Source organism: Pseudomonas sp. PDM15, assembly GCF_014851565.1.
In the GTDB taxonomy this organism is placed as follows: domain Bacteria; phylum Pseudomonadota; class Gammaproteobacteria; order Pseudomonadales; family Pseudomonadaceae; genus Aquipseudomonas.
This window is the reverse complement of sequence record NZ_JACVAA010000005.1, coordinates 408,926-435,245: the sequence shown is the minus strand read 5'-3', so window position 1 is coordinate 435,245 and position 26,320 is coordinate 408,926. Positions and strand designations below refer to the sequence as shown.

General features: G+C 64.5%; 17 protein-coding genes. 11 read left to right on the top strand and 6 right to left on the bottom strand.

Features of this window, described 5'->3' with window-relative positions:
• Positions 1-194: 194 nt before the first annotated feature.
• Together IB232_RS16630 and IB232_RS16625 are read left to right on the top strand one after the other, a co-directional pair.
• Entirely contained in the window at positions 195-527 is a 333-nt protein-coding gene (locus IB232_RS16630; RefSeq protein WP_192399709.1) for a hypothetical protein, read from the top strand.
• Positions 528-556: 29 nt separating this feature from the next.
• The gene (locus IB232_RS16625; protein ID WP_192399708.1) at positions 557-7,342 is read left to right on the top strand and encodes a calcium-binding protein; all 6,786 of its coding nucleotides are present in this window, start codon (positions 557-559) and stop codon (positions 7,340-7,342) included.
• A gap of 255 nt (positions 7,343-7,597) precedes the next feature.
• Here the strand turns inward: IB232_RS16625 and IB232_RS16620 are convergent, their stop codons facing one another.
• Complete coding sequence (locus IB232_RS16620; protein ID WP_318652281.1) at positions 7,598-8,986, bottom strand: flavin-containing monooxygenase; 1,389 nt, start codon at positions 8,984-8,986, stop codon at positions 7,598-7,600.
• 239 nt (positions 8,987-9,225) lie between these two features.
• Here IB232_RS16620 and IB232_RS16615 point away from each other — a divergent pair, with 239 nt between their 5' ends.
• The 3 genes from IB232_RS16615 (at position 9,226) to IB232_RS16605 (ending at position 12,283) form a co-directional block, all read left to right on the top strand.
• On the top strand, positions 9,226-9,609 hold the full coding sequence (locus IB232_RS16615; RefSeq protein ID WP_412547739.1) for a c-type cytochrome: 384 nt from the start codon (positions 9,226-9,228) through the stop codon (positions 9,607-9,609).
• Between the two features lies 1 nt (position 9,610).
• Positions 9,611-10,996, top strand: a complete 1,386-nt coding sequence (locus IB232_RS16610) for a D-arabinono-1,4-lactone oxidase (protein WP_192399705.1) — start codon at positions 9,611-9,613, stop codon at positions 10,994-10,996.
• Positions 10,997-11,068: 72 nt separating this feature from the next.
• Positions 11,069-12,283 (top strand): DSD1 family PLP-dependent enzyme, encoded by a 1,215-nt coding sequence (locus IB232_RS16605; RefSeq protein ID WP_192399721.1) that lies wholly within the window; start codon positions 11,069-11,071, stop codon positions 12,281-12,283.
• A gap of 156 nt (positions 12,284-12,439) precedes the next feature.
• On the opposite strand, the gene IB232_RS16600 is transcribed toward IB232_RS16605, so the two are convergent.
• The 5 genes from IB232_RS16600 to IB232_RS16580 form a co-directional block, all read right to left on the bottom strand.
• On the bottom strand, positions 12,440-13,474 hold the full coding sequence (locus IB232_RS16600) for an AraC family transcriptional regulator (protein WP_192399704.1): 1,035 nt from the start codon (positions 13,472-13,474) through the stop codon (positions 12,440-12,442).
• A gap of 301 nt (positions 13,475-13,775) precedes the next feature.
• The gene (locus IB232_RS16595; protein WP_225592346.1) at positions 13,776-14,387 is read right to left on the bottom strand and encodes a hypothetical protein; all 612 of its coding nucleotides are present in this window, start codon (positions 14,385-14,387) and stop codon (positions 13,776-13,778) included.
• A gap of 2 nt (positions 14,388-14,389) precedes the next feature.
• A complete protein-coding gene (locus IB232_RS16590; RefSeq protein WP_192399702.1) occupies positions 14,390-15,850 on the bottom strand; it encodes an aspartate aminotransferase family protein in 1,461 nt (486 codons plus the stop codon).
• Complete coding sequence (locus tag IB232_RS16585) at positions 15,847-16,482, bottom strand: class II aldolase/adducin family protein (protein ID WP_192399701.1); 636 nt, start codon at positions 16,480-16,482, stop codon at positions 15,847-15,849. Before IB232_RS16585 ends, IB232_RS16590 begins: the two co-directional genes overlap by 4 nt.
• Entirely contained in the window at positions 16,479-18,068 is a 1,590-nt protein-coding gene (locus IB232_RS16580) for an FGGY-family carbohydrate kinase (protein ID WP_318652280.1), read from the bottom strand. Before IB232_RS16580 ends, IB232_RS16585 begins: the two co-directional genes overlap by 4 nt.
• A 120-nt stretch (positions 18,069-18,188) precedes the next feature.
• On the opposite strand from IB232_RS16580, the gene IB232_RS16575 reads away from it, so the two are divergent.
• From IB232_RS16575 to IB232_RS16550, 6 genes are all read left to right on the top strand, one after another.
• On the top strand, positions 18,189-18,827 hold the full coding sequence (locus tag IB232_RS16575) for a TetR/AcrR family transcriptional regulator (protein ID WP_192399700.1): 639 nt from the start codon (positions 18,189-18,191) through the stop codon (positions 18,825-18,827).
• Between the two features lie 142 nt (positions 18,828-18,969).
• Entirely contained in the window at positions 18,970-20,769 is a 1,800-nt protein-coding gene (locus tag IB232_RS16570; RefSeq protein WP_192399699.1) for a DUF1302 domain-containing protein, read from the top strand.
• A gap of 13 nt (positions 20,770-20,782) precedes the next feature.
• Positions 20,783-22,138, top strand: coding sequence for a DUF1329 domain-containing protein (locus IB232_RS16565; protein ID WP_192399698.1), 1,356 nt, complete (start codon positions 20,783-20,785; stop codon positions 22,136-22,138).
• 220 nt (positions 22,139-22,358) lie between these two features.
• Entirely contained in the window at positions 22,359-24,359 is a 2,001-nt protein-coding gene (locus IB232_RS16560) for a neutral/alkaline ceramidase (RefSeq protein ID WP_192399697.1), read from the top strand.
• A 128-nt stretch (positions 24,360-24,487) separates the two neighbouring features.
• Complete coding sequence (locus IB232_RS16555; RefSeq protein ID WP_192399696.1) at positions 24,488-25,372, top strand: sugar nucleotide-binding protein; 885 nt, start codon at positions 24,488-24,490, stop codon at positions 25,370-25,372.
• A gap of 18 nt (positions 25,373-25,390) precedes the next feature.
• A complete protein-coding gene (locus IB232_RS16550; protein ID WP_192399695.1) occupies positions 25,391-26,320 on the top strand; it encodes an NAD-dependent epimerase/dehydratase family protein in 930 nt (309 codons plus the stop codon).

The window sequence follows — 26,320 nt, the reverse complement described above, 5'->3', positions numbered from 1 at the left end:
CGCGCATCCAGTTGAAGGAGAACAGCATCCAGGTCGGCGAGAACAGGATCGAACTGTCGCCAGGCATGGCCGTGCGGGCGGAAGTGAAGACGGACAAGAGAAAGGTGATCGATTACTTCCTGAGTCCGCTCAGGGAGTATCAGGATGAAAGTCTGAGCGAACGGTGAGTTTGGGGTATGTGGAAAACTGTTGATATGTCCGCTTTGGAACGTATGTATATGTTGCTTGGCGTGATGACTATATATTTTCTAGATGTTGGTGAGGCTGTAAGTGTTTCGGCTGGATTTTTAGCCTGTTTTTTCTTTTTCCCGGCCTACGCATATTTGAATGCGGGGGTGGGTATGGTCTCGTTTGCGCTGATTTTGGGGCGATGTGCATTATTTGCAGTTTGTATTTTGACGGCTGCGATGTATTTGGATGAGAGTAGCTCTTCTGAGATGTCTATTCTTTTCTTAGTCTCTTACTTGGCGGCTAAGGGGTATAGATTTCTTATGGTTAGAATTTTCAACAAGGGAGTGACTAAGTAATGAGTTTTGCAGGAACAATAGCTAGCCTGATGAAGAATGTGGATAATTTAAAGGGCTCTATAGATGCATATAATACTGCTCAAACGGCAGAGAATGCCCTTGATATCGCTCAGGCAGTTGCCCAGACATTAGGTGTTGCGGCGGTGGCTGGTCTAACAGAGGTTGGTGTAAGTAAGTTGCTTCAGAAGTCTGGGTTGGATAGGGTTTTTGATTCCCTTAAAAAGAATAAGGAATTTAATGATTATTTGAAAGAGCAGTTGCATTTGCAGGATATTTCTAGCATTTCAATTGCAATGTTGGTTGACTTTGGTATTGATTATTATAATAAGAATGTTAGTTTGGGTGGTGCTATATACGATCTTATCCATGATGATGTAAATGTAGAGCTTGGTTTGGCATCGCAAACCATGTCGCCTATGGTTGTCGATCTTGATGGGGATGGGATTGAAACATTTGGCGCCGAAGGCCAAGTTCTATTCGACCATGATGGTGATGGCAATAAGCACGGCTCCGGCTGGGTTAATCCCGACGATGGTCTGCTTGTGCTGGATCGCAATGGAAATGGCAGCATCGATAATGGTCATGAGCTATTTGGCGAGAACACGCTACTTGCAGATGGCAGTAAGGCCAAGGATGGCTTCGAGGCCATGCAGGCTGTGGATAGCAATGCTGACGGAAAGCTGGATGCCAGTGATGCCGTGTGGGCCGATCTGCGCGTATGGCGCGATCTGAATGGCGATGGCATCAGTCAGTCCGGAGAGCTGCTGACTCTGCAGGAAGTGGGCATCGAAAGTATTGGTACCGGCTCCGATGGCAAGACTAAGGATCTGGGCAACGACAATCATATCGACGGTTTCGGTACATTCCAGTGGGACGCTAACCGTGGTGGCGGTACCGGGGTGTCTGGTGATGTGTACTTCGAAGACAACCCTTTCTACCGCGAATTCGCCGACTCCATCGAGATTCCAGCGGGGCTGGTCGGTGTGGCAAATATGCATGGTTCGGGTGCCGTGCGCGACCTGCGCGAAGCGGCGGCCACCAGCGAATCGCTGCAAGATGCATTGGCGGCATACTCCGCTGCTGGTACCCGCCTAGAGCAGCATGCTCTTTTGGATCAATTAATTCGTGCCTGGGCCAATAGCGCGGACTTCCGTACTTTTGATGAGCGTGTTTCCGATCTGGCCGAGGGCAAGCTCTACGACATCGAGTTTGGTTATTCATGGGAGATAGACAAGCCCCCGCTTGTTGGCGCGGGCTCTTCCAGCGGTGGTGGTACTGGCGGTGGCTCTCTCGAGCTGGGTGAGATACAGCAGGACCCCTCTCCTACTGCCGAGCAGTTGAGGAGAAAGGAGCTTCTGGAGATGGTACGAGTGCTGGAAGTTTTCAATGGCCAGTACTTCTTCGACTTCAAACCGAGCAATGATGATGGCAAGGATGGGGAGATTGGCATCTCCTTCATTGCCGGGTCGCAAGGTCGCTCTGGCAGTGCAGGCGGCGGCTCGATTGAGTTTGGTGCAACCTATTACCTCACCGAGGAAGATTTCTCTTTTGGTCCGAACCAGGAGAGACATATTCGCGCGGCCTATCAGGCGCTAATGGACTCGGTCTACAACGGCCTGTTGCTGCAGACCCGTCTCCAGCCCTATGTTGAGGCTATTTCCTTTGTCCTATCCGGGAGCGATATAAGCCTCGACTTCAGTGGTGCCCTCGACAAGCTGGAGCAGTTGCAAGCAAGTAATCCTGTCAAAGCTGTAGTAGACATCCTTGAGTTCGGTTCGGCCATCGCGGGCACCGCTGGTTGGGCATCCAATGAAATTGCGATTGCAGGCGAGTGGGTTCGCCAACTTAGCGGAGCTCAGGTCGAGGAACTTAAGAAGCAACTCGGCTCCAGTAGCAGCGTGATTTTCGATTCGAGTGCGAATGGCAGCCTGGTAGGCGGCGCCCGCGCCGACTTCCTGTTCGGTGAGGCGGGTAATGACTCGCTGACTGGTAATGACGGTACGGACTTCCTGGATGGCGGGGCTGGCGATGATCGCCTCTGGGGTAACAATGGCAATGATCTGCTGTTGGCCGGCGCAGGCAATGACAACCTATATGGCGGAGAAGGCAATGATGTGCTGGACGGAGGTGTCGGCAACGACAGCCTGAGCGGCGATGCTGGCAGCGATGTGTATCGCTTCTCGCGTGGCTGGGGCCAAGATTCGGTCAGCAACTACGACACTAGTACCGGCAAGGTGGATGCGATCGAGTTCGCCGCGGACATCGCGCCGAGTGATATCCACGTCAGTCGCTCGGGTGATGCCCTGATCCTGTCGCTGGTGGGCTCGACCGATAAAGTGACGGTGAACAACTACTTCGACAAAGACGGTGCTAGCACCTACAAACTGGAGGAGATTCGCTTCGCCGATGGCACCATCTGGGGCATCGATAAAGTTAAAGCGCTCGTGCTGATAAGTACAGCGGGCAACGATAACCTGAGAGGCTACGCCTCGGCTGACCAGATCAATGGCGGAGTCGGCAACGACTATCTATACGGTGCCGCGGGTGATGATCAGCTCAATGGCGGGCTGGGTGAGGATCGCGTGTACGGAGAGGACGGCAACGATCAGCTTCAGGGCGCCGAAGGCAATGACAACCTGTACGGCGGCAACGGCGACGATGTGCTGGATGGTGGTGTCGGCAACGACAGCCTGAGCGGCGATGCCGGTAGCGATGTGTATCGCTTCAATCGTGGTTGGGGCCAGGACACGGTCAGCAACAACGACAGCAGTACTGGCAAGGTGGATGTGATCGAGTTTGCGTCGGACATCGCTCCAAGCGATATCCAGATCACCCGCTCGAGCGACAATCTGATCCTGTCGCTGGTGGGCTCGACCGACAAGGTGACGGTAACCAACTACTTCGACAAGGACGGCACCAGCACCTACAAGCTGGAGGAAATCCGCTTCGCTGATGGCACCACCTGGAGCATCGACAAGGTCAAGGAGCTGGCGCTGCTGGGCACTACCGGTAACGACAATCTGAGGGGTTATGCCACTGCCGACCAGATCAACTCCGGTGCCGGAAACGACTACCTGTACGGTGCAGCGGGCGACGACCAGCTCAATGGCGAGCTAGGCGATGACCGTGTGTATGGCGAAGACGGTAACGATCTGCTGCTGGGTGCTGAAGGCGCCGACAACCTGTATGGCGGCAACGGCAACGATGTGCTGGACGGTGGCGTCGGTAATGACAGCCTGAGCGGCGATGCCGGTAGCGACGTGTATCGCTTCAGCCGTGGTTGGGGGCAGGACACGGTCAGCAATAACGACAGCAGCACCGGCAAGGTGGACGCGATCGAGTTCGCGTCGGACATCGCGCCGAGCGACATCCAGATTACCCGCTCGGGCGACAACCTGGTCCTGTCGCTGGTGGGCTCGACCGACAAGGTGACGGTAAACAACTACTTCGACAAGGACGGCACCAGCACCTACAAGCTGGAGGAAATTCGCTTCGCCGACAGCACCACCTGGAGCATCGACAAGGTCAAGGAACTGGCGCTGCTGGGCACTGCCGGCAACGACACTCTGAGAGGCTATGCCTCCGCCGACCAGATTAACGCCGGTGCCGGTAACGACTATCTATACGGTGCAGCCGGCAACGACGTGTTGGGTGGTGAAGTTGGCAATGACTACCTGTATGGCGAAGACGGCAACGACAGCCTGAATGGTGGAGAGGGTACCGACACCCTGTACGGCGGCACCGGCAACGATGTGCTGGACGGTGGTGTCGGCAATGACACCCTGAACGGGGATGCTGGTAGCGACGTATATCGCTTCAGTCGCGGTTGGGGCCAGGACACGGTCAGCAGTAACGACAGCAGCACTGGCAAGGTGGACGCAATCGAGTTCGCGTCGGACATCGCACCGAGCGACATCCAGATCACCCGCTCGGGTGACCATTTGATCCTGTCGCTGGTGGGTTCGACCGACAAAGTGACGGTGAGCAACTACTTCAACAGTGACGGTGCGAGTGCCTACAAGCTGGAAGAAGTCCGCTTCGCCGATGGCACCACCTGGAGCATCGACAAGGTCAAGGAGCTGGCCCTGCTGGGTACTGCCGGTAACGACAACCTGAGAGGCTATGCCTCGGCTGACCAGATCAATGCTGCGGCTGGCAACGACTATCTGTACGGTGCTGCCGGACACGATGTGTTGGGCGGTGATGCCGGTAACGACTACCTGTATGGCGAAGATGGCAACGACAGCCTGAATGGTGGCGAAGGTACCGACAACCTGTACGGCGGCAACGGCAACGACGTGCTGGATGGCGGCGTCGGCAATGACAGCCTGAACGGCGATGTCGGTAGCGACGTGTATCGCTTCAGCCGTGGCTGGGGTCAGGACAGCGTCAACAACTACGACACCAGCACCGGCAAGGTGGATGCGATCGAGTTCGCTTCGGACATCGCGCCGAGCGACATCCAGATCACCCGCTCGGGCGACAACCTGATCCTGTCGCTGGTGGGTTCGGCCGACAAAGTGACGGTGAGCAACTACTTCAACAGCGACGGTGCCAGCAACTACAAGCTGGAAGAAGTTCGCTTCGCCGATGGCACCACTTGGAGCATCGACAAGGTCAAGGAACTGGCGCTGCTGGGCACTGCCGGCAACGACAACCTGAGGGGCTATGCCTCGGCTGACCAGATCAACGCCGGTGCCGGTAACGACTACCTGTACGGTGCTGCCGGCAACGACGTGCTGGGTGGCGAAGTTGGCAACGACTACCTGTACGGTGAAGACGGCAACGACAGCCTGAATGGTGGCGAAGGTACCGACAACCTAAGCGGCGGTAACGGCAACGATGTGCTGGACGGCGGTGTCGGTAATGACACCCTGAACGGGGATGCTGGTAGCGACGTATATCGCTTCAGTCGCGGTTGGGGCCAGGACACGGTCAGCAACTACGACACCAGCACCGGCAAGGTGGATGCGATTGAGTTCGCCGCCGACATCGCGCCGAGCGACATTCAGGTTACCCGCTCCGGCGATAACCTGATCCTGTCTCTGGCAGGCTCGACCGACAAGGTGACGGTGAGCAATTACTTCAACAATGGAGGTGCAAGCACCTACAAGCTGGAGGAAGTTCGCTTCGCCAACGGCACGGTTTGGGCCTATGCCGATATCAAGCAGAAGACTGTCTTCGGTACGAACTTCGACGACACCCTTGCCGATTGGGATAGTCAGGACGAGCTGCGTGGCGGTGCCGGCAACGACACCCTGGATGGTGGCAAGGGCAGCAACCGCCTGTTTGGAGAGGCTGGCGACGACGTACTGAGGACAGACCTCAATTACTCCGATGCGAACTTGCTGGCCGGCGGTACCGGTAACGACACCCTGTACGGCAGCTACAAGAACGACACCTACCTGTTCAACCTGGGCGATGGTGTGGACACCATCGTCGAGACGAGCAGTGTGACCGGTGCGGTGGATGTGCTGCGCTTCGGCGAGGGCATCAAGCTGGAGGACCTGCAGTTCCAGCGCTCCGGTGTCGATCTGGTGATCGCGCACGCCAACGGTGTAGACAAGGTGGTCGTGAAGAACGTCCTGTCGTCTACTGCTGTATCGGCCGACTGGAGTTCTTCGACGCTGCTCGAGAAGGTCGAGTTCGCTGATGGCACGACCCTGACCTGGTCGCAGCTGTTTGCGAACGGCTGGGTCCAGCAGGGTGGCTCTGGTAATGACACCCTACTGGGGCATGTCGGTACCGATGAGCTGCGCGGTGGTGCCGGCAACGACACCCTGGATGGTGGCAAGGGCAGCAACCGCCTGTTTGGCGAGGCTGGCGACGACGTACTGAGGACAGACCTCAATTACTCCGACGCGAACCTGCTGGCAGGCGGTACCGGCAACGACATCCTCAACGGCAGCTACAAGAACGACATCTATCTGTTCAACCTGGGCGATGGTGTGGACACCATCGTCGAGACAAGCAGTGTGACTGGTGCCGTGGATGTGCTGCGCTTCGGCGAGGGGATCAAGCTCGAGGACCTGCAGTTCCAGCGCTCCGGTGTTGATCTGGTGATCGCGCACGCCAACGGCGTAGACAAGGTGGTCGTGAAGAGCGTTCTGTCGTCTACTGCTGTATCGGCCGACTGGAGTTCTTCGACGCGGCTCGAGAAGGTCGAGTTTGCCGATGGCACGACCCTGACCTGGTCGCAGCTGTTCGCGAACGGCTGGGTCCAGCAGGGTGGCTCTGGTAATGACACCCTACTGGGGCATGTCGGTACCGATGAGCTGCGCGGTGGTGCCGGCAACGACACCCTGGATGGTGGCAAGGGCAGCAATCGCCTGTTTGGCGAGGCTGGCGACGACGTACTGAGGACAGACCTCAATTACTCCGATGCGAACTTGCTGGCCGGCGGTACCGGTAACGACACTCTGTACGGCAGCTACAAGAACGACACCTACCTGTTCAACCTGGGCGATGGTGTGGATGCCATAGTCGAGACGAGCAGTGTGACTGGTGCGGTAGATATCCTTCAGTTCGGTAGCGATATCGATGCAGAAGAGCTCTGGCTGAGCCGCTCGGGGAACGACCTCAAGCTCCAGGTTATTGGCACTGACGATAGCGTCAGTATCAAGAACTGGTATTCGAGTAGTTCCTATCAGGTCGAGCAGCTCCAGGTCGCGGATGGTCGTGCTCTGACTGCTAGCCAGGTGCAAAATCTGGTGAATGCCATGGCCAGCTTTGGCGTACCGGCTGGCGGCGAGGGCAACCTGACCGCCGATCAGCGCCAGCAACTGGATGTGGTGATCGCCGCCAACTGGCAGTGATGGCTATCTAGCGGAAACAGAAGGCCCGGCATCTGCCGGGCCTTCTGCATTCTGGGCTACCGCCTCCGCTTTCAGCGACCGTCTACTTTTTCGGCCAGCCCGCGATTGATCAGGCGTTCGCAGATGGCCTGACCGATACCACTGGCGGCGCCGGTAATCATGACGACTGCGGACATGGCGTGTCCTCGCTGGGTATCAGTTGGCGTAGCCCGGACTTCAGTCCGGGGCCGGCTGCGTCCCGGACTGAAGTCCGGGCTACGGGAGCGCTGGGGTGCACGTCGTGGGCGTGGCCGCGCTGCCGCGCAAGCTGGCGTAGTAACCCTCGTCCAGCTCGCCCCAGCCCATCTGCCGGCGCAGCTTGCGCAGGTGGGTCTTCAGCGCGTGCACTTCCAGGTACACCTCGTGGCGCTGGGATTTGACGAAGTCGATGCCGCCGGACAGGTCCGGGTCGTCCGTGGCGATCAGCTGCTCGAACTGCCGCGCCTGCTCGGGGCGCTGCAGCTGGTCGCGCAGGTAGCTGGCGATGGCGTGGGCCTCGTTGTCGAACAGCTTGTAGGCGCTGGAATTGGTTTCCAGGTAGCCGATGCCGAACAGGTTGTGGTGCTGGCGGCTGAAGATCGACAGGTACAGCTGCGGGCGCCCGCCCTTCCATTCGAAGTAGTCGGCGGCGTACTTGCAGCTCCACTTATAGCCGGTGGCGTAGAGCGCCAGGTCGATGCGCTCGCGGCTGCCGTCCTTGAACACCGCATGGTCGCCGTCGAAGTGGTCGAGGTTGGGTTTGGCCTGGATATCGCCGTGCTGCAGGTAATGCAGCAGCTGGGTGTTCATCAAAGGGTGGCTCTCGAACAGCTTGTGGTCCGGCTTGGGCAGGCCGAAGCGGGTCAGGTCGCCGTTGATCACCCGTAGGAGCGCCTGGAAGATCGGTCGCACCAGCCAGATCGGCAGCTGCGGGCCTTTCTCGCTGACCTCGTCGGCGGGCAGGCCGAACAGGTGTTTTGGGATGAAGTGGTAGCCGCGGCGCAGGCTGATAAAAGCTTTTTCTGCATGTGTCGCCGCGTCGCAGGCGATGTCCGCGCCGGAGTTGCCGGCGCCGATGATCAGCACGCGTTTGCCGGTGAATTCGGCGGCCTGCTTGTAGGTCACCGAGTGGCGGATCTCGCCGTTGAACTGGCCCTTGATGGCCGGCATGTTCGGGTCCCAGTTGCAGCCGGTGGCGCAGACCACGGCGCGATAGCTGCGTCGTTCGCCGTTGCCGAGGGTGACCAGCCAGCGCCTGTCGTCACGCTTCTCCACCTTGCTCACCGCGGTGCCCAGGCGGATGCCGGCATACAGGTCGAAGGCCTGCGCGAAGGCGCGGACGTACTCGAGGATCTGCCGGTGGCTCGGGTAGTCGGGGAAGTGTTTCGGAATGGGAAAGTCGAGGAAGCCGGAGAGGTCGCGCGAGGAGATGAAGTGCGCGGACTCGTACATCGGCGTGCCCGGGTTGGTTATGTCCCACACGCCGCCGACATCGCTGTGGCGTTCGAACTGCTCGTAGGCCAGGCCCTGGCGCTTCAGCGCGCGGGCCATGCACAGGCCGCCGGGGCCGGCGCCGATGATGCACACGGCATCGCCGCAATCCTGGATATCGTTCGCTGTGCTCACGGTGTTCTCCGCGCGGGTGGTGGCTGCGTTCACCTTAGCCAAGCCGATGCCGCTCCGGCAGGGGAGCGATGGCCGCGAAAGAGGGCAGCAACGGCCAGTCGACCGGCTCCGTCGCTGCGCTGTGCGCGCCTCGGGTGTTGGCCGTTTACCTGTTCCTGGCTGGCCGTTTGAGACCTCATACGCCATGCGTCGCTGCTTTAGTGTGGCGCTATCGAGATGAGCCGAGGCTCGGAGGGACTATGCAGGCAGGGCGAAACGGGGGTTGGCGCGGTTGGGCCATGGTGCTGGGGCTGGGCGCGCTGCTGGCCGGTTGTGGCGGTGAGGATGCACCGCAGGCGCAAGCCGCCGGGCAGGGCGTGCCGCAGGACGCGGCGCTGGCGCAGCTGTATGGCGCCAGCTGCAAGCAGTGCCATGCCAATCCGGCCGCCGGCGCGCCGCTGACCGGCGATACCCTGGCCTGGGAGCCGCGCCTGGAGAAGGGCATGGATACCCTGCTGGACCACAGCATCAATGGCTTCCAGGGCATGCCGCCGCTGGGGCTGTGCATGCAGTGCACGGAGCCGGACTTCCGCGCGCTGATCGAGTTCATGGCCGCCGCGCCGCAGCCTGCGGAGGGCCACTGATATGGTTTCCCGTCGTCAGCTGTTGCAACGCGCCAGCCTGCTGGGCGCCTGCCTGGCCTTGCCGGCCCGCTCGCTGTGGGCCGCGGAAACACCGCGGCCGATTCCCTGGCGCAACTGGTCCGGTGTGCAGAGTTGCCTGCCGCTGGAGCGCCTGGCGCCGAAGAACCTCGATGAGCTGGTGCAGGTCATCCGCAAGGCGTCGGGCAAGATTCGCCCGGTCGGCTCCGGACATTCCTTCAGCGCGCTGGTGCCCACCGACGACACCCTGCTGTCGCTGGCCAACTTCACCGGGCTGCTGGCGCATGACGCGCAGACGTTGCAGGCGGAGTTCGGCAGCGGCACGCCGATGTCGACCATGGGCGCGCCCCTCAAGGAAGTCGGTCAGGCACTGATCAACATGGCCGACACCGACTACCAGACCCTGGCCGGAGCGATCGCCACCTCGACCCACGGCACCGGCATCGGCTTCGGCTCCTATTCCTCGAATGTCTGTGGCCTGCAGCTGGTCAGCGCCGCCGGCGAGGTGCTCGACTGCAGCCGCGAGCAGAACCCCGAGCTGTTCAATGCGGCGCGCGTCTCCCTCGGCGCGTTGGGCGTGGTGACCAGGGTGCGCATGCAGAACCGCGCCGCCTTCCGCCTGCGCGAACGCCAGTGGCTGGGCAAGACCGAGGAACTGCTGGAGGACATCGACAACCTCAAGCGCGACAACCAGCACTGGGAAATGCTGGTGGTGACCCACTCCGACTACGCCCTGTCGGTGGCGCTGAATGAGACCGAGGACCCGAGTACGCCGCCGGTGCCGCCGGACGAAGAGGGCGGCAACGGCTTTATCGACATCATCGAGGGGCTGGACAAGCACCTGAGCGACTCGCCCGGCCTGCGCCGCAGCCTGCTCAACAACATGCGCCACCTGGCCAGCTTCGACGACCGGGTGGATGCGTCCTACGAGATCTTCGCCAACGTGCGCAACGTGCGCTTCAACGAGATGGAGTACTCGGTGCCGGCCGAGCATGGCCCGGCCTGCCTGCGCGAGATACTCAAGCGCATCGACGACGGCAACCTGCGCACCTGGATGCCGGTCGAGTACCGCTACGTGAAGGCCGACGACATCCCCCTGAGCATGTTCGAGGGGCGCGACAGCTGCGCGCTGTCGATCCACCAGCACCACTCGATGGACCATCGCGACTTCTTCGCCGCCATCGAGCCGATCTTCTGGAAGTACGAGGGGCGGCCGCACTGGGGCAAGCTGCACAGCCTGGGCGCACGCCAGCTGGCGGCGTTGTATCCGCGCTGGAAGGAGTTCACCGAACTGCGCCGGGAGCTGGACCCGCACGGGCGCTTCGTCAATGCGCATCTGGCCGGGCTGTTCGGTCTGGGCATGGGTTAGGGAGAAACGATGAAGCGACGCACACTTGTGCTGGCCGGCCTGGGCGCCGGTGGATTGCTGGCCGCTGCCTGGCTGCGGCCGGGGGATCGCGGCCAGCCGCACGATGCCTACTTCCAGGCGCTGAACCAGGAGCTCAAGGCCAACGGGCCGATGCGCCCGAGCCTGCTGATCGACCTCGACCGCCTCGATCACAACATCGAGGTGGTTCGCCAGTTCCTCGCCCGCAGCGGCAAGCAGCTGCGCCTGGTGGAGAAGTCGCTGCCGGCGCCCGGTCTGCTGCGTTATATCGGCGAGCGCATCGGCACTCGCAAGCTGATGTCCTTCCACCAGCCGTTCCTCAATCACGATGCACGGTTGTTCCCCGAGGCCGACATCCTGCTCGGCAAGCCGTTGCCGGTGCGCTCGGCGCAGCTGTTCTACCAGCAGCACAGCGGCCCCTTCGATCCCGCGAAGCAGCTGCAGTGGCTGATCGATACCCCCGCGCGCCTGCAGCAATACCTGGAGTTGGCCAAGGGGCTGGGCACGCGGCTGCGCATCAACATCGAGCTGGATGTGGGCCTGCATCGCGGCGGCGTGAGCGATACGCAGGTGCTGGGGCAGTTGCTGCAGCTGATCGCGGATAACCCGCAGCAGCTGGAGTTCGCCGGCTTCATGGGTTACGACCCCTTCGTCGGCATGAACGTCCCCGAGCTGCTCGGCACGCCGGAGGAACTGCTGGCCAAGGTCATGGCGCTGTACCAGGGCTGTGTCGACTTCACCCGCCAGCGTTTCCCGGCGCTGTGGCTCGAGGGCCTGACCCTGAACACCGCGGGCAGCCCCAGCTACCGGGCCCACGAGCAGGAGCGGCTGAGCAGCGAGGTGGCCATCGGCACCGGCCTGCTCAAGCCCAGCCACTACGACCTGCCATCGCTGGCCGAACACCAGCCGGCGATGTACATCGCCACGCCGGTGCTCAAGCGCACGGGCGCGCTGCGTATCCCGGCGCTGGACGAGAAGTCGCGGTTGTTCGCCTGGTGGGACGTCAACCAGCGCGAGACCTTCTTCATCTATGGCGGCAACTGGCAGGCCGACCTGGCCTCGCCGGCTGGCCTGCAGCTGAGTGGTCTGTACGGGCGCAGCTCGAATCAGGAACTGGTCAATGGCTCGCCGGCGGTGCAGCTAGCGGTGGACGACCAGGTGTTCCTGCGCCCGACCCAGAGCGAGGCGGTGCTGCTGCAGTTCGGTGATCTGCTGGCCGTGCGCGGCGGCAAGATCGCCGAGCGCTGGCCGGTGTATCAGGAGTCATGAGGGGCATTGCGTTGTAGGAGCGAGCTCTGCTCGCGAAACTGACGCGCAGACATCTTCGCGAGCAGAGGACAGGGCGTCCCCCTCGCTCCTACGGTTCTGCGGCAATCGTTATGTGCGATGCACCCTTCGATTTTGGGCTGGGTGCGCCGCGGCCAATCATTCCTGAGCGATCCGCTGCTTCGCCGTGCGCGGTGTCACGCCGGTCCAGCGCTTGAAGGCGCGGCGGAAGTTGCGCACGTCGCTGAAGCCGGTCTCGCTGGCCACGTCGATCAGCCGACTGTCGCGGTGGCTGAGCAGGGCCAGGGCCTTGGCCCGGCGCACGGAGTCGACTATGCCGTGGTAGGACAGCCCGGCCTCGTCGATGCGCCGGCGCAGGGTGCGTTCGCCGAGGTTGAGCTGCTGCGCCAGCTCGGCCAGTTGCGGCGGGCGGCACAGGCTTTTGCGCACCTCGCGCTGGATGGTCTCGATCAGGTCGGAGCTGCCGTGCTGCTCCCAGCGCGCGCTGTCCAGCAGCTCGGCCATCTCGGCGGCCACGTAGTCGTCGCGGGTCGGTAGCGGCAGCTCCAGCCAGCGCGCGTCGAACTGGATCAGGTTGTGCCCGGCGCCGAACTTCACCGGGCAGCGGAATATGTCCGCGTAGCGCTGCCAGTGGGGCGGGCGCGGGTACTCCAGCTCGATGCGGTCGATGACCAGGTCCTGGCCGGACAGGTGGCGGACGATGGCCAGGGCGCTGGCGAAGGCCTCCTCCAGGTAGAACACCGCCACCTCCGGATCGAAGAAGCGCGTGGTGGCGAACACCAGACAGCGCTCGCCGCGCAGTTCCATCTCGCAGTCGAGCAGGGCGCCGGTGTGGCGCTGGTAGCGGATGGCGAGATCCAGAGCCTCGCCGAGGGTCGGGCTGGCCAGCATGGCCATGCCCACCAGGCCCCAGGACACGGCGGTCTGTCGGCTGCCGACGGCCAGGCCCAGGCCGCTGTCGTCCAGGCTATGCAGGGCGCGGCGCACCAGCAGGTAGCTCTGCCGGTAGGACAGGCGATAGTCGGGCTTTTTCAGGTCGTCGGGCTCGAAGCCCAGGCCACGGCAGAGCATGGCCGGATCGCGGCCGACGGCGGCCACGTGCTGCAGCAGGAAGCGGGAAATCTGCGGCGGGGCCGAGGCCTCCGAATAACGCGGATCGGCGATGGGTTTCATGGACACGCTCCCTGCAGGGAAGTCGTTGAGTGGCGGTGGGCGCCTGTTCTTGTTGTTATGCGCTGCCCGGTCAGGAGCAGCGCTTGCATAGTTAGCACGGTGCCAGTGGGTGGCGCCACTGTTGCCCCGGTAGGTCACCTGTAGGGTGGATCACGCTTCATCGATCCACCGGGTGGCGCTCCACCAGGCGGCGATCCGTCGAGTGGCCTCCCGCCGCGTGACGGCCCGCCGCGCGGGACCGGTGGTGGATGAGCAGGGCGTCATCCACCCTACAGTCTGATCGCCTGCGAGCAAGGCCTACTCAATAGGCGCCCAGCTCGGCGGCCTGCTGGCCGGCTGCATGGCTGCTGGCGGCGCGGGCCTGATCCTGGCGCAGGCGCCGGCCGGCGATCAGGCGCACCCACCAGGGCACTTTCTTCACCCGCTCGCCGCCCAGGCGCGCCAGCACATAGGCCATGGCGCACTTCTCGAACAGCTCGGCATTGAACAGCATGCGGTTGCGCGTCACCCCCAGGGCCAGCAGGCGGCCGGCGAGCGGCCCGGCGTTGCCGCCGCCGGCCAGCAGGCTCGGCAGGCGTTCGACCGTGGCCGGTGCCCAGGAGCGGCCGATATGCCGCGCCTGTTCGTCGAACACCGAGGGCATGGCCTCGCCGAGCTGCTGTAGTTGCAGGCTCCAGCGCGGGCTGAGCAGCGCCGCCGCGCCGATGTCGCCGCGCAGCCGGTAGAGCCGCGCGTGCAGGCCGGCCACGCCGTCCTCGCTCTGGCCCAGGTCGACCTCGCGCGGCGCCTCGCCGTAGACCTGCAGCAGGATGCGCCCGGTGCCGGGCAGCAGCAGCGAGAGGCTGTCGCCACCGTCGTTGAACAGGCCCTTGGCGGCCAGGCGCTGGCTGGCCTGGAGCAGTTCGTCGTGCATATTCATACCAGCTTGAACACGTCTTCGAAGCGGTTCAGCGCCTCGTCGATGATTTCGTCGCTGTCGGCGGCGCTGGTGTACATGCGGCTGCCGGCCAGGGTCACCAGGCCGTGGGCCATGTAGGCGGCGCCCATCTCCTCCATCATGTGCTTGCGCGGGTTGACCTCGCGCAGCAGCTGGATCGGGTTGCGCACGTTGAGCAGCAGCACGCCGGAGGTCTGCAGGTGCACCACCGAGCCCTGGTTGTAGACCACGTAGGGCAGGCCCAGGTGTTCGATGATCTGGCCGAGGCCGGCGGTCAGGCGGTCACCGGCGCGGCCGGCGATGGCCGGGGCGTTGCGCCGCTCGATCTCCAGCAGGCTGTGATAGCCGGCCACGCAGGACAGCGGGTTGGCGGTCAGGGTGCCGCCGACGAAGGCGCGCTTGGTCTGTTTGCCGCCGATGCCGCCAGCCAGCAGCATCATCACCTCGCGGCGCCCGCCGATGCCGCCGGCCATGGGGTAGCCGCCGGTCAGGCACTTGCCGAAGATGGTTAGGTCGGGCAGCACGTTGAAGTAGCCCTGGGCGCCGGACAGGCCGACGCGGAAGCCGCTGACCACTTCGTCGAAGATCAGCAGCGCGCCGAACTCGTCGCACAGCTTGCGCAGGTTGGCGTTGAACTCGCGATGGGCCGGGCGGGTACCGCTCTCCGGACCCAACGGCTCGACGATGATCGCCGCGGTACCGCCGCGCAGGCGGTTGATCTGCAGGCGCCGGCGGATGGCGGCCAGGTCGTTGGGGAAGCTCTCCTGGGTGTGCGAGGTGGCGCCGCGCGGAATGCCGATGGCCTCGCGCCGGCCGGTGCCGGGGATACGCATGCCGTATACCAGTTGGTCGCTCCAGCCGTGGTAGGCGCCGCCGATCTTGATCACCCATTTCTTGCCGGTATAGGCGCGGGCCAGGCGGATCGCACCCATCACCGATTCGGTGCCGGAGGAGAGCATGCGGAACATCTCCACTGAGGGCACCATGCGGCACACCAGCTCGGCCAGTTTGACCTCGTACTCGTGCAGCAGGCCGGTGACCGGGCCGCAGTCGCGCAGAGTCTCGATCACCTTCTGCTGCACCACCGGGTCGTTGCTGCCGAGCAGGGTCGGGCCGCCGGCCTGGAGAAAGTCGATGTAGCGGTTGCCGTCGACGTCCTCGAGATGTGCGCCCAGGGCGCTCTTCATCGCCAGCGGGAAGGGGTAGTTGAACGCCAGGTTGTGTTGCACGCCGCCGGGGATCACCGCGCCGGCCTTTTCCGCCAGGCGCCGGGAGCCCTGGCACTGCTGTTCGAAGTAGCCGAGCACCTTGTCCATGTGCTCGCGACGGATCGGCCGGATCGGCTGCTTGATCAGCGTCTTCAGGCGCGCGTCGATGGCGTCGGTGTCCGGCCAGTGGCTGATGCCGGAGGTGCTGGTTAAATCGGTGGAGGCGTTCATCGCAGGTCCTCTTCCAGGAATTCGAGCGTCTGTCGGTACAGGCGGTTGTCGGGTTGCGCGGCGAGGGCGCGGCGGAACCAGGCGATGGCTTCCTGCTCCAGCAGGCGCACCACGTTGCAGGCGTCTTCCAGGGTCGCGCCGAGGCAGACGGCGCCGTGGTTGCGCATCAGGTAAGCGTTGAGGTCGGCGCGGATGCGCTTGCCGACATTGGCGGCCAGCCAGCCGGTGCCGGACGGTGCATAGGCGCACATCGGTACCTCGGCGCCGATCAGCCGGCGTGCCTCGGCGCCCTGCATCGGCAACGGCCGGTCGAGCAGGGTGAAGGCGCTGGCCACCGGCTGGTGGGTATGCACGCTGGCCATGCAGTCCGGCCGCGCCTGCAGCGCGCGGGCGTGCAGGCCACTCTCCACCGAGGGTTTGCCATGGCCGGAAAGCTGGCTCAGGTCGTCCAGGCGCAGCACGCAGATATCGTCCGCGCTCATCGCGTAGTAGTCGCTGGCCGAAGGCGTGACGGCGAAACGCTCGGCGTCGATGCGCAGCGCCAGATTGCCGCCCACGCCGGCGAGAAAGCCCTGGTCGGCCAGGGCCACGGCGGTGTGCACCACCGCCTCGCGGGCTTCGCGCTCGTTCATCGTGGGTCTCCATGCAGCTTAGCGTAGAAGGGCGCCAGCGCCTGGTGCGCGGCGCGGAAGGTGGCGTAGCTGTCGGTGTAGCGCTGGCGGTGCGCGGCCTGCGGCTCGAAGCGGCGGCGGATGGCGACCCGCTCGGCGATATCGGAAAACTTCAGCGCGCCGATGCCGACCGCGGCAAGGAAGGCGGCGCCGCGGGCATTGGCCTGGATCGGCTGTTCGGGCTGTAGCACGGGCATGTCCAGCACGTCGGCGAAGATCTGGCTCCACACGTCGGACTGACCACCGCCGCCGACCAGGGTGATCTGCTGTGGCGCGGTACCGAGGAAGCTGCGCACCGACTCCATCATCCAGCGGGTGTTGAGCGCCACGCCCTCGAGGAAGGCGCGCACCATGTCCTCGCGGGCATGTTCCAGGCTCAGGTTGAGCAGGCCGGCGCGCAGATGGCTGTCGTCCACCGGGGTGCGCTCGCCCATGAGCCACGGCAGGTAGAGCAGGCCGCGAGCACCGGCCGGCACGCCGGCGGCGATCTCGTCGAGGATGCGGTAGACGTCCGGGCCGGCCTCGTTCTGCAGCAGGGCATCCTTGGCGTAGAGGATGCGGTCGCGCAGGAAACTGAGGTTGGCGCCGGCGGCGGACTGCATGGCCATCATCAGGTAGCGGTCGGGCAGGGCGCAGGGCACGGCGGCGATCTGCCTGAAAACGTCGGTCTTCTTCTGCGCCACGTGGGCGCCGATCCACGACGAGGTGCCGACGTACAGGTGCAGGGCGTTGTCCGCCACGGCGCCGGAGCCGAGCGCGGCGGCGGTGTTGTCTACCGCGCCGGCCACCACCGGCAGGCCGGCCGGCAGACCGAGCTTCTCGGCCACGACCGGACGCAGGGTGCCAAGGATGTCGCTGCAACGCACCAGTTCCGGCAACTGCTCGCGGCGCAGGCCGGCCAGGCGCAGCAGGCCGTCGTCGTAGCGGATATTGGCCGGGTCGCGGTTGTCGGTGACCCAGGTGGTCAGCGCCGAATCCACGGTAGCGGCGATGCGCCCGGTCAGGCGCAGATTCATGAAGTCGAGGACGTTGAGGAACTTGGCGGTGCGTGCGTACAGCTCGGGCATCTCGTCGCGGATGAAGGCGATGTGGCCGAACGGGTCCTTGCCGGACAGCGCCGGCGCGCCACCGGTGAGGCGCAGCCAGCGCCACAGCTTGAGCGGGTCGTAGCCGGCCACGCGCGGGAGGTTGCCGCTAACCTGGCGCTGCACCGCGGCCTGGCCGCGCATGTCCATGTACAGCATGGCGCGGGCCAGCGGGTTGCCGTCACGGTCCACCGGCAGGGTGCCTTCGCCCTGGCAGGAGCAGGCCAGCGCGACTATGTTCGAGCGGGTGATTTCGGGGCGCTGCAGCACCTCGGAGGCGCTCTCCTCGAAGGCGCGCCACCAGTCTTCCGGGCACTGTTCGACGCCCGCGCCGGGCAGCAGGTGGTTGCTCACCGCGCGGAAGGCAAAGGCACGCACGCGGCCATCCAGGCCGACCAGGGCGGTCTTGCAGCCTGAGCTGCCGAGGTCCACGGCCAGCACCAGGCGGTCGTCAGGGCTCACGGTTTTCGCCTCGAATTCATCGGCCTCTTCCCATTCTGCGAGAGTCGCGCTAAAACATAAGCATTGCTCATGTTTTTCGAGAATGCTGTGGCCAACAAAACCTTGTCAAGCACCCCCGTGGTGAAACCCAAAGCACCTCGTGCTCCCAAGCAGGAGCGTAGCCAGGCGCGCTTCGAGTCGATCCTCAAGGTCGCCCTCGAGCTGATCGCCGCGCGTGGCTACGAGGCGGTGTCGATGCGCGAGATCGCCCGCGAGGCCGGCCTGCCGATCGCCTCGCTGTACCTGTATTTCCCGACCAAGCTGGCCATCGTCAAGGAGGTCTGGCAGCGCTACACCAGCAGCGTCAGCGCGCGTCTGGAGGAGGACCTCAAGCTGATCGTCGACCCGGCCAACAGCGCCGATGCGGGACTGCTGATCGAACGATTGATCGACCTGATGGTGGAGATCCAGATCAGTCATCCGGGCTTTGTCGAGGTGTGGGGCTGCGTGGCCGCGGCGCCGGAGCTGCGTGAGCTGAACCAGGCCGACACCCTGGCCACTGCGGGCATGGTTGCCACGGCGATTCTCAGCGCTCATCCGAATGTCGATCCGGAGCAGGCCGAGGGTCTGGCGCTGGTGCTGTGCGAGGGCAGCAGCTCGGTGACCAAGCTGGCCCTGACCCTGCCGGCCGAGCAGCGCCAGCAGCGGGTACAGCAGCTCAAATGCACCCTGCAATTCATCTACACCAGCAGCCTCGAGGCCTTTGCCCGGCAGGCGTAATAAGCACTGCGCAGAGTGTTGTTCGGCACCTGTGTAGAAATGTTTCAAGGGCCCTTTCGGCGTCTGTTTTTGTCCGCCTCGGCCCCATGGAGGTTTTTTCAAGTCGGCTAGTTTCGCCACATCACCGCTAGGGGACAGCAGCATGTCGCATAACAAGAGCAAGATAGCGCTGGCAGTCGGGATAGGCATCTGGGGGATGCAGGCCCAGGCCTTCGAGATCGATACCGGGCCGAATGTCACCACGTCGCTGGAGAGCGTCGCCGAGTTCACCTCGGTGTACCGCACCAGTTCGCCCGAGCACATCGAACGCGGCGGCCAGAACGTCTTCACCAACAACAACGATGGCAGCGAGTACTACGACACCGGGTTCGTCTCCAACGAATTCAAGCTGACCTCCGAGCTGCACGTGCGCACCGAGCAGGACGGCCTGTTCATGCGAGGCACCGCCTGGTACGACACCCAGATCATGGATCACGATCCCAGCGGCGACGGTTTCGAGACCCACAACACCGACAGCGACGAGCGCTACCCCTCGGACCTGGAGAACCGCGCCGGCCACCGCGCGCGCCTGCTCGACGCCTACCTCTACACCAACCGCTACGTCGGCGAGATGCCGTACAGCCTGCGGTTCGGCCGCCAGGTGATCAACTGGGGCGAGGGCATCTACTACGCCGACGGCATCAACGTCATCAACCCGGTGGACATCGGTCGCGTGGTGCTGCCCAACGCCAGCCTCAAGGATGCGCTGCTGCCGACCAACATGATCTCCGGCCAGCTGGGCCTGACCGATGCGCTGAACGTCGAAGCCTTCTACGGCCTGGAGTGGAAGGGTCACGAGCTGATTCCCACCGGCGCCTTCCTCAACAACCAGGACTACTTCGGCAAGGGCAGCAATGGCGTGCTGGTCGATTTGCGCAACGAGCTGGGCCCGCTGGCCGACCTGGTGCCAGGCCTCAACGGCGAGAATGGCATCGTCGCCGGTGCCCGCTACGGCAAGGAGCATGACGCCCGCGACGAGGGCCAGTTCGGCGTCGCCATGCGCTATATGGTGGAGGAATGGAACAACACCGAGTTCAGCCTCTACTACCTCAACTACCACAGCAAGGTGCCGTTCCTGCGCATCCAGAAGGGCCAGTCCATGGCCTGCAGCGCCGGCAGCGGCGGCAACTTCAGTGATCTGTGCGGCCTGGCCCAGGCGCTCGACCCGGCCTCGGTGCCGCTGGTGGACGGCCTGGCCCTGCTCGACAGCACCTACTACGACTTCATCTACCCCGAGGACATCCGCCTGTTCGGCCTCAGCGTCTCCGGCACCATCGGCGACACCAGCGTCGCCGGCGAGCTGACCTACCGGCCCAACGCGCCGCTGGAACCCTCGATGATCTACGAGCTGGAGACCATGGCCGAGGGCGCCCTCGGTGGTGGCGGGGCCAGCGGCGGCAGCATCGATCTCGGCGAGTTCGGCGACGGCTCGGCCAACGACTCGCGCCGCAGCATCGACCTGTACAAGCGCCACGAGCTGTATACCGGCTCGGTCTCGACCATCCACACCTTCGGCCCCACCGCCGGCATGGACGACCTGATCATGCTCGCCGAGGTGGCCTTCAACCATGTGCCGGGCAGCCTGCTCGACACGGTCAACTACGACTACCTGGACTCCTTCGCCTGGGGCTACACGGTGAACTTCTCCGGCCTGCTGCAGGACGTGCAGCCCAACTTCGACCTGATGCCGGGGCTGACCTTCCGCCAGGATGTGTCCGGCACCTCGCCGTCGCTCAACGAGAACTTCGTCCAGGGGCGCAAGTCCGCCACCCTCGAGCTGGGCGCCAAGTACGGCCAGAAGCTGGCCGGCAAGCTGGCCTACACCTCGTTCTGGGGCGCGCGCAAGGACAACGCACTGATCGATCGCGACCACGTCGCCCTCAACGTCTCCTATTCCTTCTGACGGCGGAAATCCCATGACCAGAACAGCATTTACCTCCGTCCTGCTCTCCCTCGGTCTGCTGCTGCCCCTGGCGGTCCAGGCCAAGGTGAGTGCCGAGCAGGCAGCGCAACTCGATGGCGCGCTGACTCCCTTCGGCGGCGAGCGCCAGGGCGATGCGGCCAAGGGCATCCCCGAGTGGGGCACTGCCGTGCAGGCGCCGGCCGGCTACGGCGGGCCGGGCAGCTTCCACGCCGATCCCTATGCCGACGAAAAGCCGCTGCGGGTTATCGACGCGCAGAACATGGCCGCCGAGGAGGCCAACCTGAGTGACGGGGTCAAGGCGCTGCTCAAGGCCTATCCGCAGACCTTCAAGCTGCCGGTCTTTCCCAGCCATCGCAGCTTCGTCGCGCCCAGCGAGATCATCGCCAACACCCGGCGCAACGCTGAGCAGGCGACCCTGGCCGAAGGCGGCAACGGCTTGCAGGGCGCCTACGCCGGCATTCCCTTCCCGATTCCGGCGGATGGCCGCGAGGCGATCTGGAACCACATCGCCCGCTGGCAGGGCCGCTATCAGGACGAGGTGTCGGTGACCGCCCAGGTCACCACCAGCGGCAGCTACTCGATCCTGCGCGAGCGCATCCAGCTGCTGTCCAACTACTACAACCCGAAAAAGGACGCCGGCAGCCTCGACAACATCATGTACTTCTTCGCCAGCGAGCTGCTGCCGCCATCCCGCGACGTGGGCCGTGCGCTGCTGGTGCACGAGACCATCGACCAGGTCGCCGAGCCGCGTTCGGCATGGATCTACAACCCCGGCCAGCGCCGCGTGCGCCGCGCGCCGACCCTGGCCTACGACACGCCGATCGACGGCATCTACGCCGACGACACCGACATGTACAACGGCGCCACCGATCGCTACGACTGGAAGCTGATCGGCAAGCGCAGCCTGCTGGTGCCCTACCACAACTACGCCATGGAAAAACCGGGGCGCAAGGTGGATGAGCTGGTCAAGCCGGGCCACCTGAACAGCGACCTGACCCGCTGGGAAATGCACCGCGTGTGGGTGGTCGAAGCGACCCTGCGCCAGGGCCAGCGCCACGTGCATGCCAAGCGCCGCTTCTACTTGGACGAGGACAGCTGGTACGCCCTGATGGTGGAGAACTACGACGCCCGCGGCGAGCTGTGGCACGTCAACCTGGCGTTCAGCAAGAACGCCTACGAGGTGCCGGTGATCACCCCGGTGAACATCGTGTTCCACGACCTGATTGCGCGCAGCTACACGGCCATCGGCCTGCGCAACAACGAGAAGGCGCCGCGCCAGTTCCTCCTCACGCCGCCGCCGGAAAACTACTTCACCCCGGCCAGTCTGCGCCGCAAGGGTACGCAGTAACCCTGCATGGGCGAGGGGCGATCGTCAGCCCCTCGTCCTGACCCTCTCCCGCTGCGGAGGGGGCATTCGAACAGCTTTCCACCTTGGGGGTTCGGGCTTGCGGCCTCGCCGCAGGGCGGAGCTTTGCCGCCGCAAAACCGGACGACCGAGAAACCCACCGGCTGAGTTCAAGCCACCGATTGCAGTTCATGCAAGAGCCTTTGGCTCGAGGTGCTGAAACATGAAAACAAGGAGAATCGCCACACTGCTGCTCGCGTTCCTGGGTAGCGTCCTGTCCCTGGCCGTTCAGGCCTACAGCGACAACTACCTGATCGGCGTCGGCAAGTACGACGTCACCGGCGCGGCTGCCGAGGTCGGCATGATGGGCTATGCCGATCCCGTGCAGAAAAGCAGCGGCATCCACAACCGCCAGTACGCCCGCGCTTACATCGTCGCCCAGTCCAACGGCGGGCCCGCCGTGGTGTTCGTCAACGTCGATGCCGGCGCGCTGTTCCAGTCGGTCAACCAGGCGGTGGTCGAGCGCCTGCGTCAGCGTTTCGGCGAGCGCTACACCGAGCAGAACGTGGTGCTCAGCGCCACCCATACCCACGGCGCCGCCGGCGGTCAGTCGCACTACGCGCTGTACAACGTGACCATCCTCGGCTTCATCAAGGAGAACTTCGAGGCCCAGGTCAACGGCATAGTCGCAGCCATCGCCGAGGCCCACGCCAACCTGCAGCCCGGCCACGTGCTGGTCAATCGCGGCGAGCTGAGCAACGCCAGCATCAACCGCTCGCAGGCCGCCTACGACAACAACCCGGCCGAGGAGCGGGCGCGCTACGGCAGCTCGATCGATCCGGAGATGCTGGTGCTGCGCCTGCGCCAGGGGGATCGCGATGCCGGCATGATCAGCTGGTTCGCCGTGCACCCGGTGTCGATGAACAAGGGCAACACCCTGCTCACCAGCGACAACAAGGGCCGAGCCGAATGGCGCTTCGAGGAGCTGGCCAGGGCCCAGGGCAACCCGGACTTCATTGCCTCCTTCGCCCAGAGCAACCATGCCGACACCACGCCCAATCTCAACCTGGATGGCACCGGTCCGACCCAGGACCAGTTCCGCAACACCGAGATCATCGGCGACCGCCAGTTTGACAAGGCACTGGCGCTGTACCAGGGCGCCAGCCTGCAACTGACCGGCGCCGTCGACTTCCGCCAGCAGTACAACGACTTCTCCAAGATTCGCGTGCGCCCCCAGTTCGGCCAGGGCCAGGAGCGGCAGACCTGCAACGCCGCGCTGGGCTATGCCTTCGCCGCCGGCACCGAGGACGGCCGTGGCCTGGAGGATGTCGACGAGGGTACGGTAGAGACCAATCCGCTGCTCAACCTGATCACCCAGACCATCACTCCGCCCACGGCGGCGGACATCGCCTGCCAGGCGCCCAAGCCGATCATCCTCCAGCAGAGCGCGTTCAAGCCCTATCCCTGGAGCCCCGAGGTGCTGCCGGCGTCGATCCTGCGCATCGGCCAGTTCGCCCTGCTGGCGGTACCCGGCGAGTTCACCGTGATGTCCGGCCGGCGCCTGCGCGAGACGGTGCGCGGGGTACTCGGCAATGACCAACTGCTGGTGGTGGCCGGGTTGTCCAACGCCTATTCCGGCTACGTCACCACCGCCGAGGAGTATGACAAGCAGCACTACGAGGGCGGCTCCACCCACTTCGGGCGCTGGACCCTGGCTGCCTACCAGCAGGTGTTCCACGACCTGGCCGTGGCCATGCGCGACCAGCAGGCGGTGATCAGCACCCTGCTGCCGCGCGACCTGCGCAACGACCAGAGCAACTTCGTCACCGGGGTGGTCTACGACAATCCGCCGCTGGGCAAGCGCTTCGGTCAGGTGGTGACGGACGCCAACGCCCAGTACCGCATCGGCGACACGGCCCAGGCGGTTTTCTGGACCGGCCACCCGCGCAACAACCTGCGCACCGAGGGCACCTTCCTCGAGGTGCAGCGCAAGGTGAACGGCGCCTGGCAGGTGGTGGCTCGCGACAACGACTGGAGCACCCAATACCACTGGCTGCGCAAGGACGGCTTCTGGGGCACCTCCCACGCCACCCTGCGCTGGACCATTCCCGCCGGCACGCCCGCTGGCGAGTACCGCCTGGTCCATTACGGTGACAGCAAGGCGCCGGTGACTGGTCGGATCACTGCCTTCTCCGGCGCCAGCCGCAGTTTCACCGTGCAGTAGCCCGCCACCGGGCCGCTGCGCCGGCCCCGGTAGTGACGAGCCGCCGCGAAACCCGCAGAATGACCACTTTCGCCCCGCCGCCACGGCGGCCGGGGCCTTCGTCGGTCTTTCGGGTCTTGTTCTGAACTATGCGAATGCGGCTGTTGTTGCTGGGAGGGGGGAATGCCCTGGGTCAGGCGCTGGTGCGCCAGGGTGCCGAGGAGGACATCGGCTTCCTCGCCCCGCGTCCGCCGGAAGGCGGATGGGACCGGGCCAGCCTCACCCAGTTGCTCGACGAGACCCGCCCCGACGCACTGATCAACCTGGCCTACTACTTCGACTGGTTCCAGGCCGAGGGCTTCGACGAGCGCCGCTTCGCGCCCCAGGAGCGGGCCATGGAGCGTCTGGCCGAACTGTGCCAGCACCACAATATCCTGCTGCTGCAACCCTCCAGCTACCGGGTGTTCGACGGCTCGCGGGCCACCGCCTACAGCGAGAAGGACGAACCGGTGCCCCTGGGCCTGCGTGGCCAGGCCCTGCTGCGCATCGAACAGTGCGTGCGCGCCACCTGCCCGCGCCATGTGCTGCTGCGCTTCGGCTGGCTATTGGACGACAGCGCCGACGGCCTGCTCGGCCGCTTCCTGCGCCGCGCCGAGCTGGAACAGGAGCTGTTCATGGCCGACGATCGTCGCGGCAACCCGACCCTGGTCGACGACGCCGCGCGGGTCATCCTCGCCGTGCTCAAGCAGCTGGACTGCCAGAGCCCGCTGTGGGGCATCTATCACTACGGCGGCCACGAGGCGACCACGCCGCTGGCCCTGGGCCAGGCGGTGATCGGCGAGGTGCGCGGCCTGCACCCGCTCAAGGTGCAGGAGGTGGGCCCCCAGGCTCACGCCGCCCGCAGCGACGCCGCCGACGAGCCGCAGCACGCGGTGCTGTCCTGCAAGAAGATCCTGCATACCTTCGGCATCAAGCCGCGGGCCTGGCGCGCCGGGCTGCCGGCGCTACTCGATCGCTACTATCGCCACGCCTGACACGTTCTCGAGAATCCCATGTCCGACTCCCTGATCCTAGTCACCGGCGGCGCCGGCTTCATCGGTTCCCACCTCTGTGATGCCCTGCTGGCCGCCGGCCATCGGGTGCGCGTGCTGGACAACCTGTCCACCGGCAAGCGCAGCAATCTGGCGCTGGACAATCCGCGCCTGGAGCTGATTGAGGGCGATGCCGCCGACGCCGCCCTGGTGCGCCGTGCCATGGCCGGCTGCAGCGCGGTGGCGCACCTGGCCGCGGTGGCCTCGGTGCAGGCCTCGGTGGACGACCCGGTAAGCACCCACCAGAGCAACTTCGTCGCCACCCTGAACATCTGCGAGGCCATGCGCGAGGCCGGCGTGCGCCGGGTGGTGTTCGCCTCCAGCGCGGCCGTGTACGGCAACAATGGCGAGGGCGTGGCGGTCGGTGAAGACACGCCCAAGGCACCGCTGACCCCCTACGCCGCGGACAAGCTGGCCAGCGAGTACTACCTGGACTTCTACCGCCGCCAGCATGGCCTGGAGCCGGCGATCTTCCGCTTCTTCAATATCTTCGGTCCGCGCCAGGACCCCTCGTCGCCCTACTCGGGGGTGATCAGCATCTTCACCGAGCGCGCCCAGGCCGGTCTGCCGATCACGGTGTTCGGCGACGGCGAGCAGACCCGCGACTTCTTCTACGTCGCCGACCTGGTGCCGCTGCTGGTGCAGGGCCTGAGCAAGGCAACGGTGGAGCCTGGCGCGGTGAATGTCGGCCACAGCCAGTCGGTCAGCCTCAACCAGCTGCTGGACGCCGTGCGCCAGGTGCTCGGTAGCCTGCCCGAAGTTATTTATGGAGAGGCGCGCGCCGGCGATATCCGCCACTCCAAGGCGGACAACAGCCTGCTGCGCCAGCGCTACCAGCTGGCGCCAGCCACGCCGCTGGCACAGGGCCTGGCACGGTTGCTCGGACGCTGA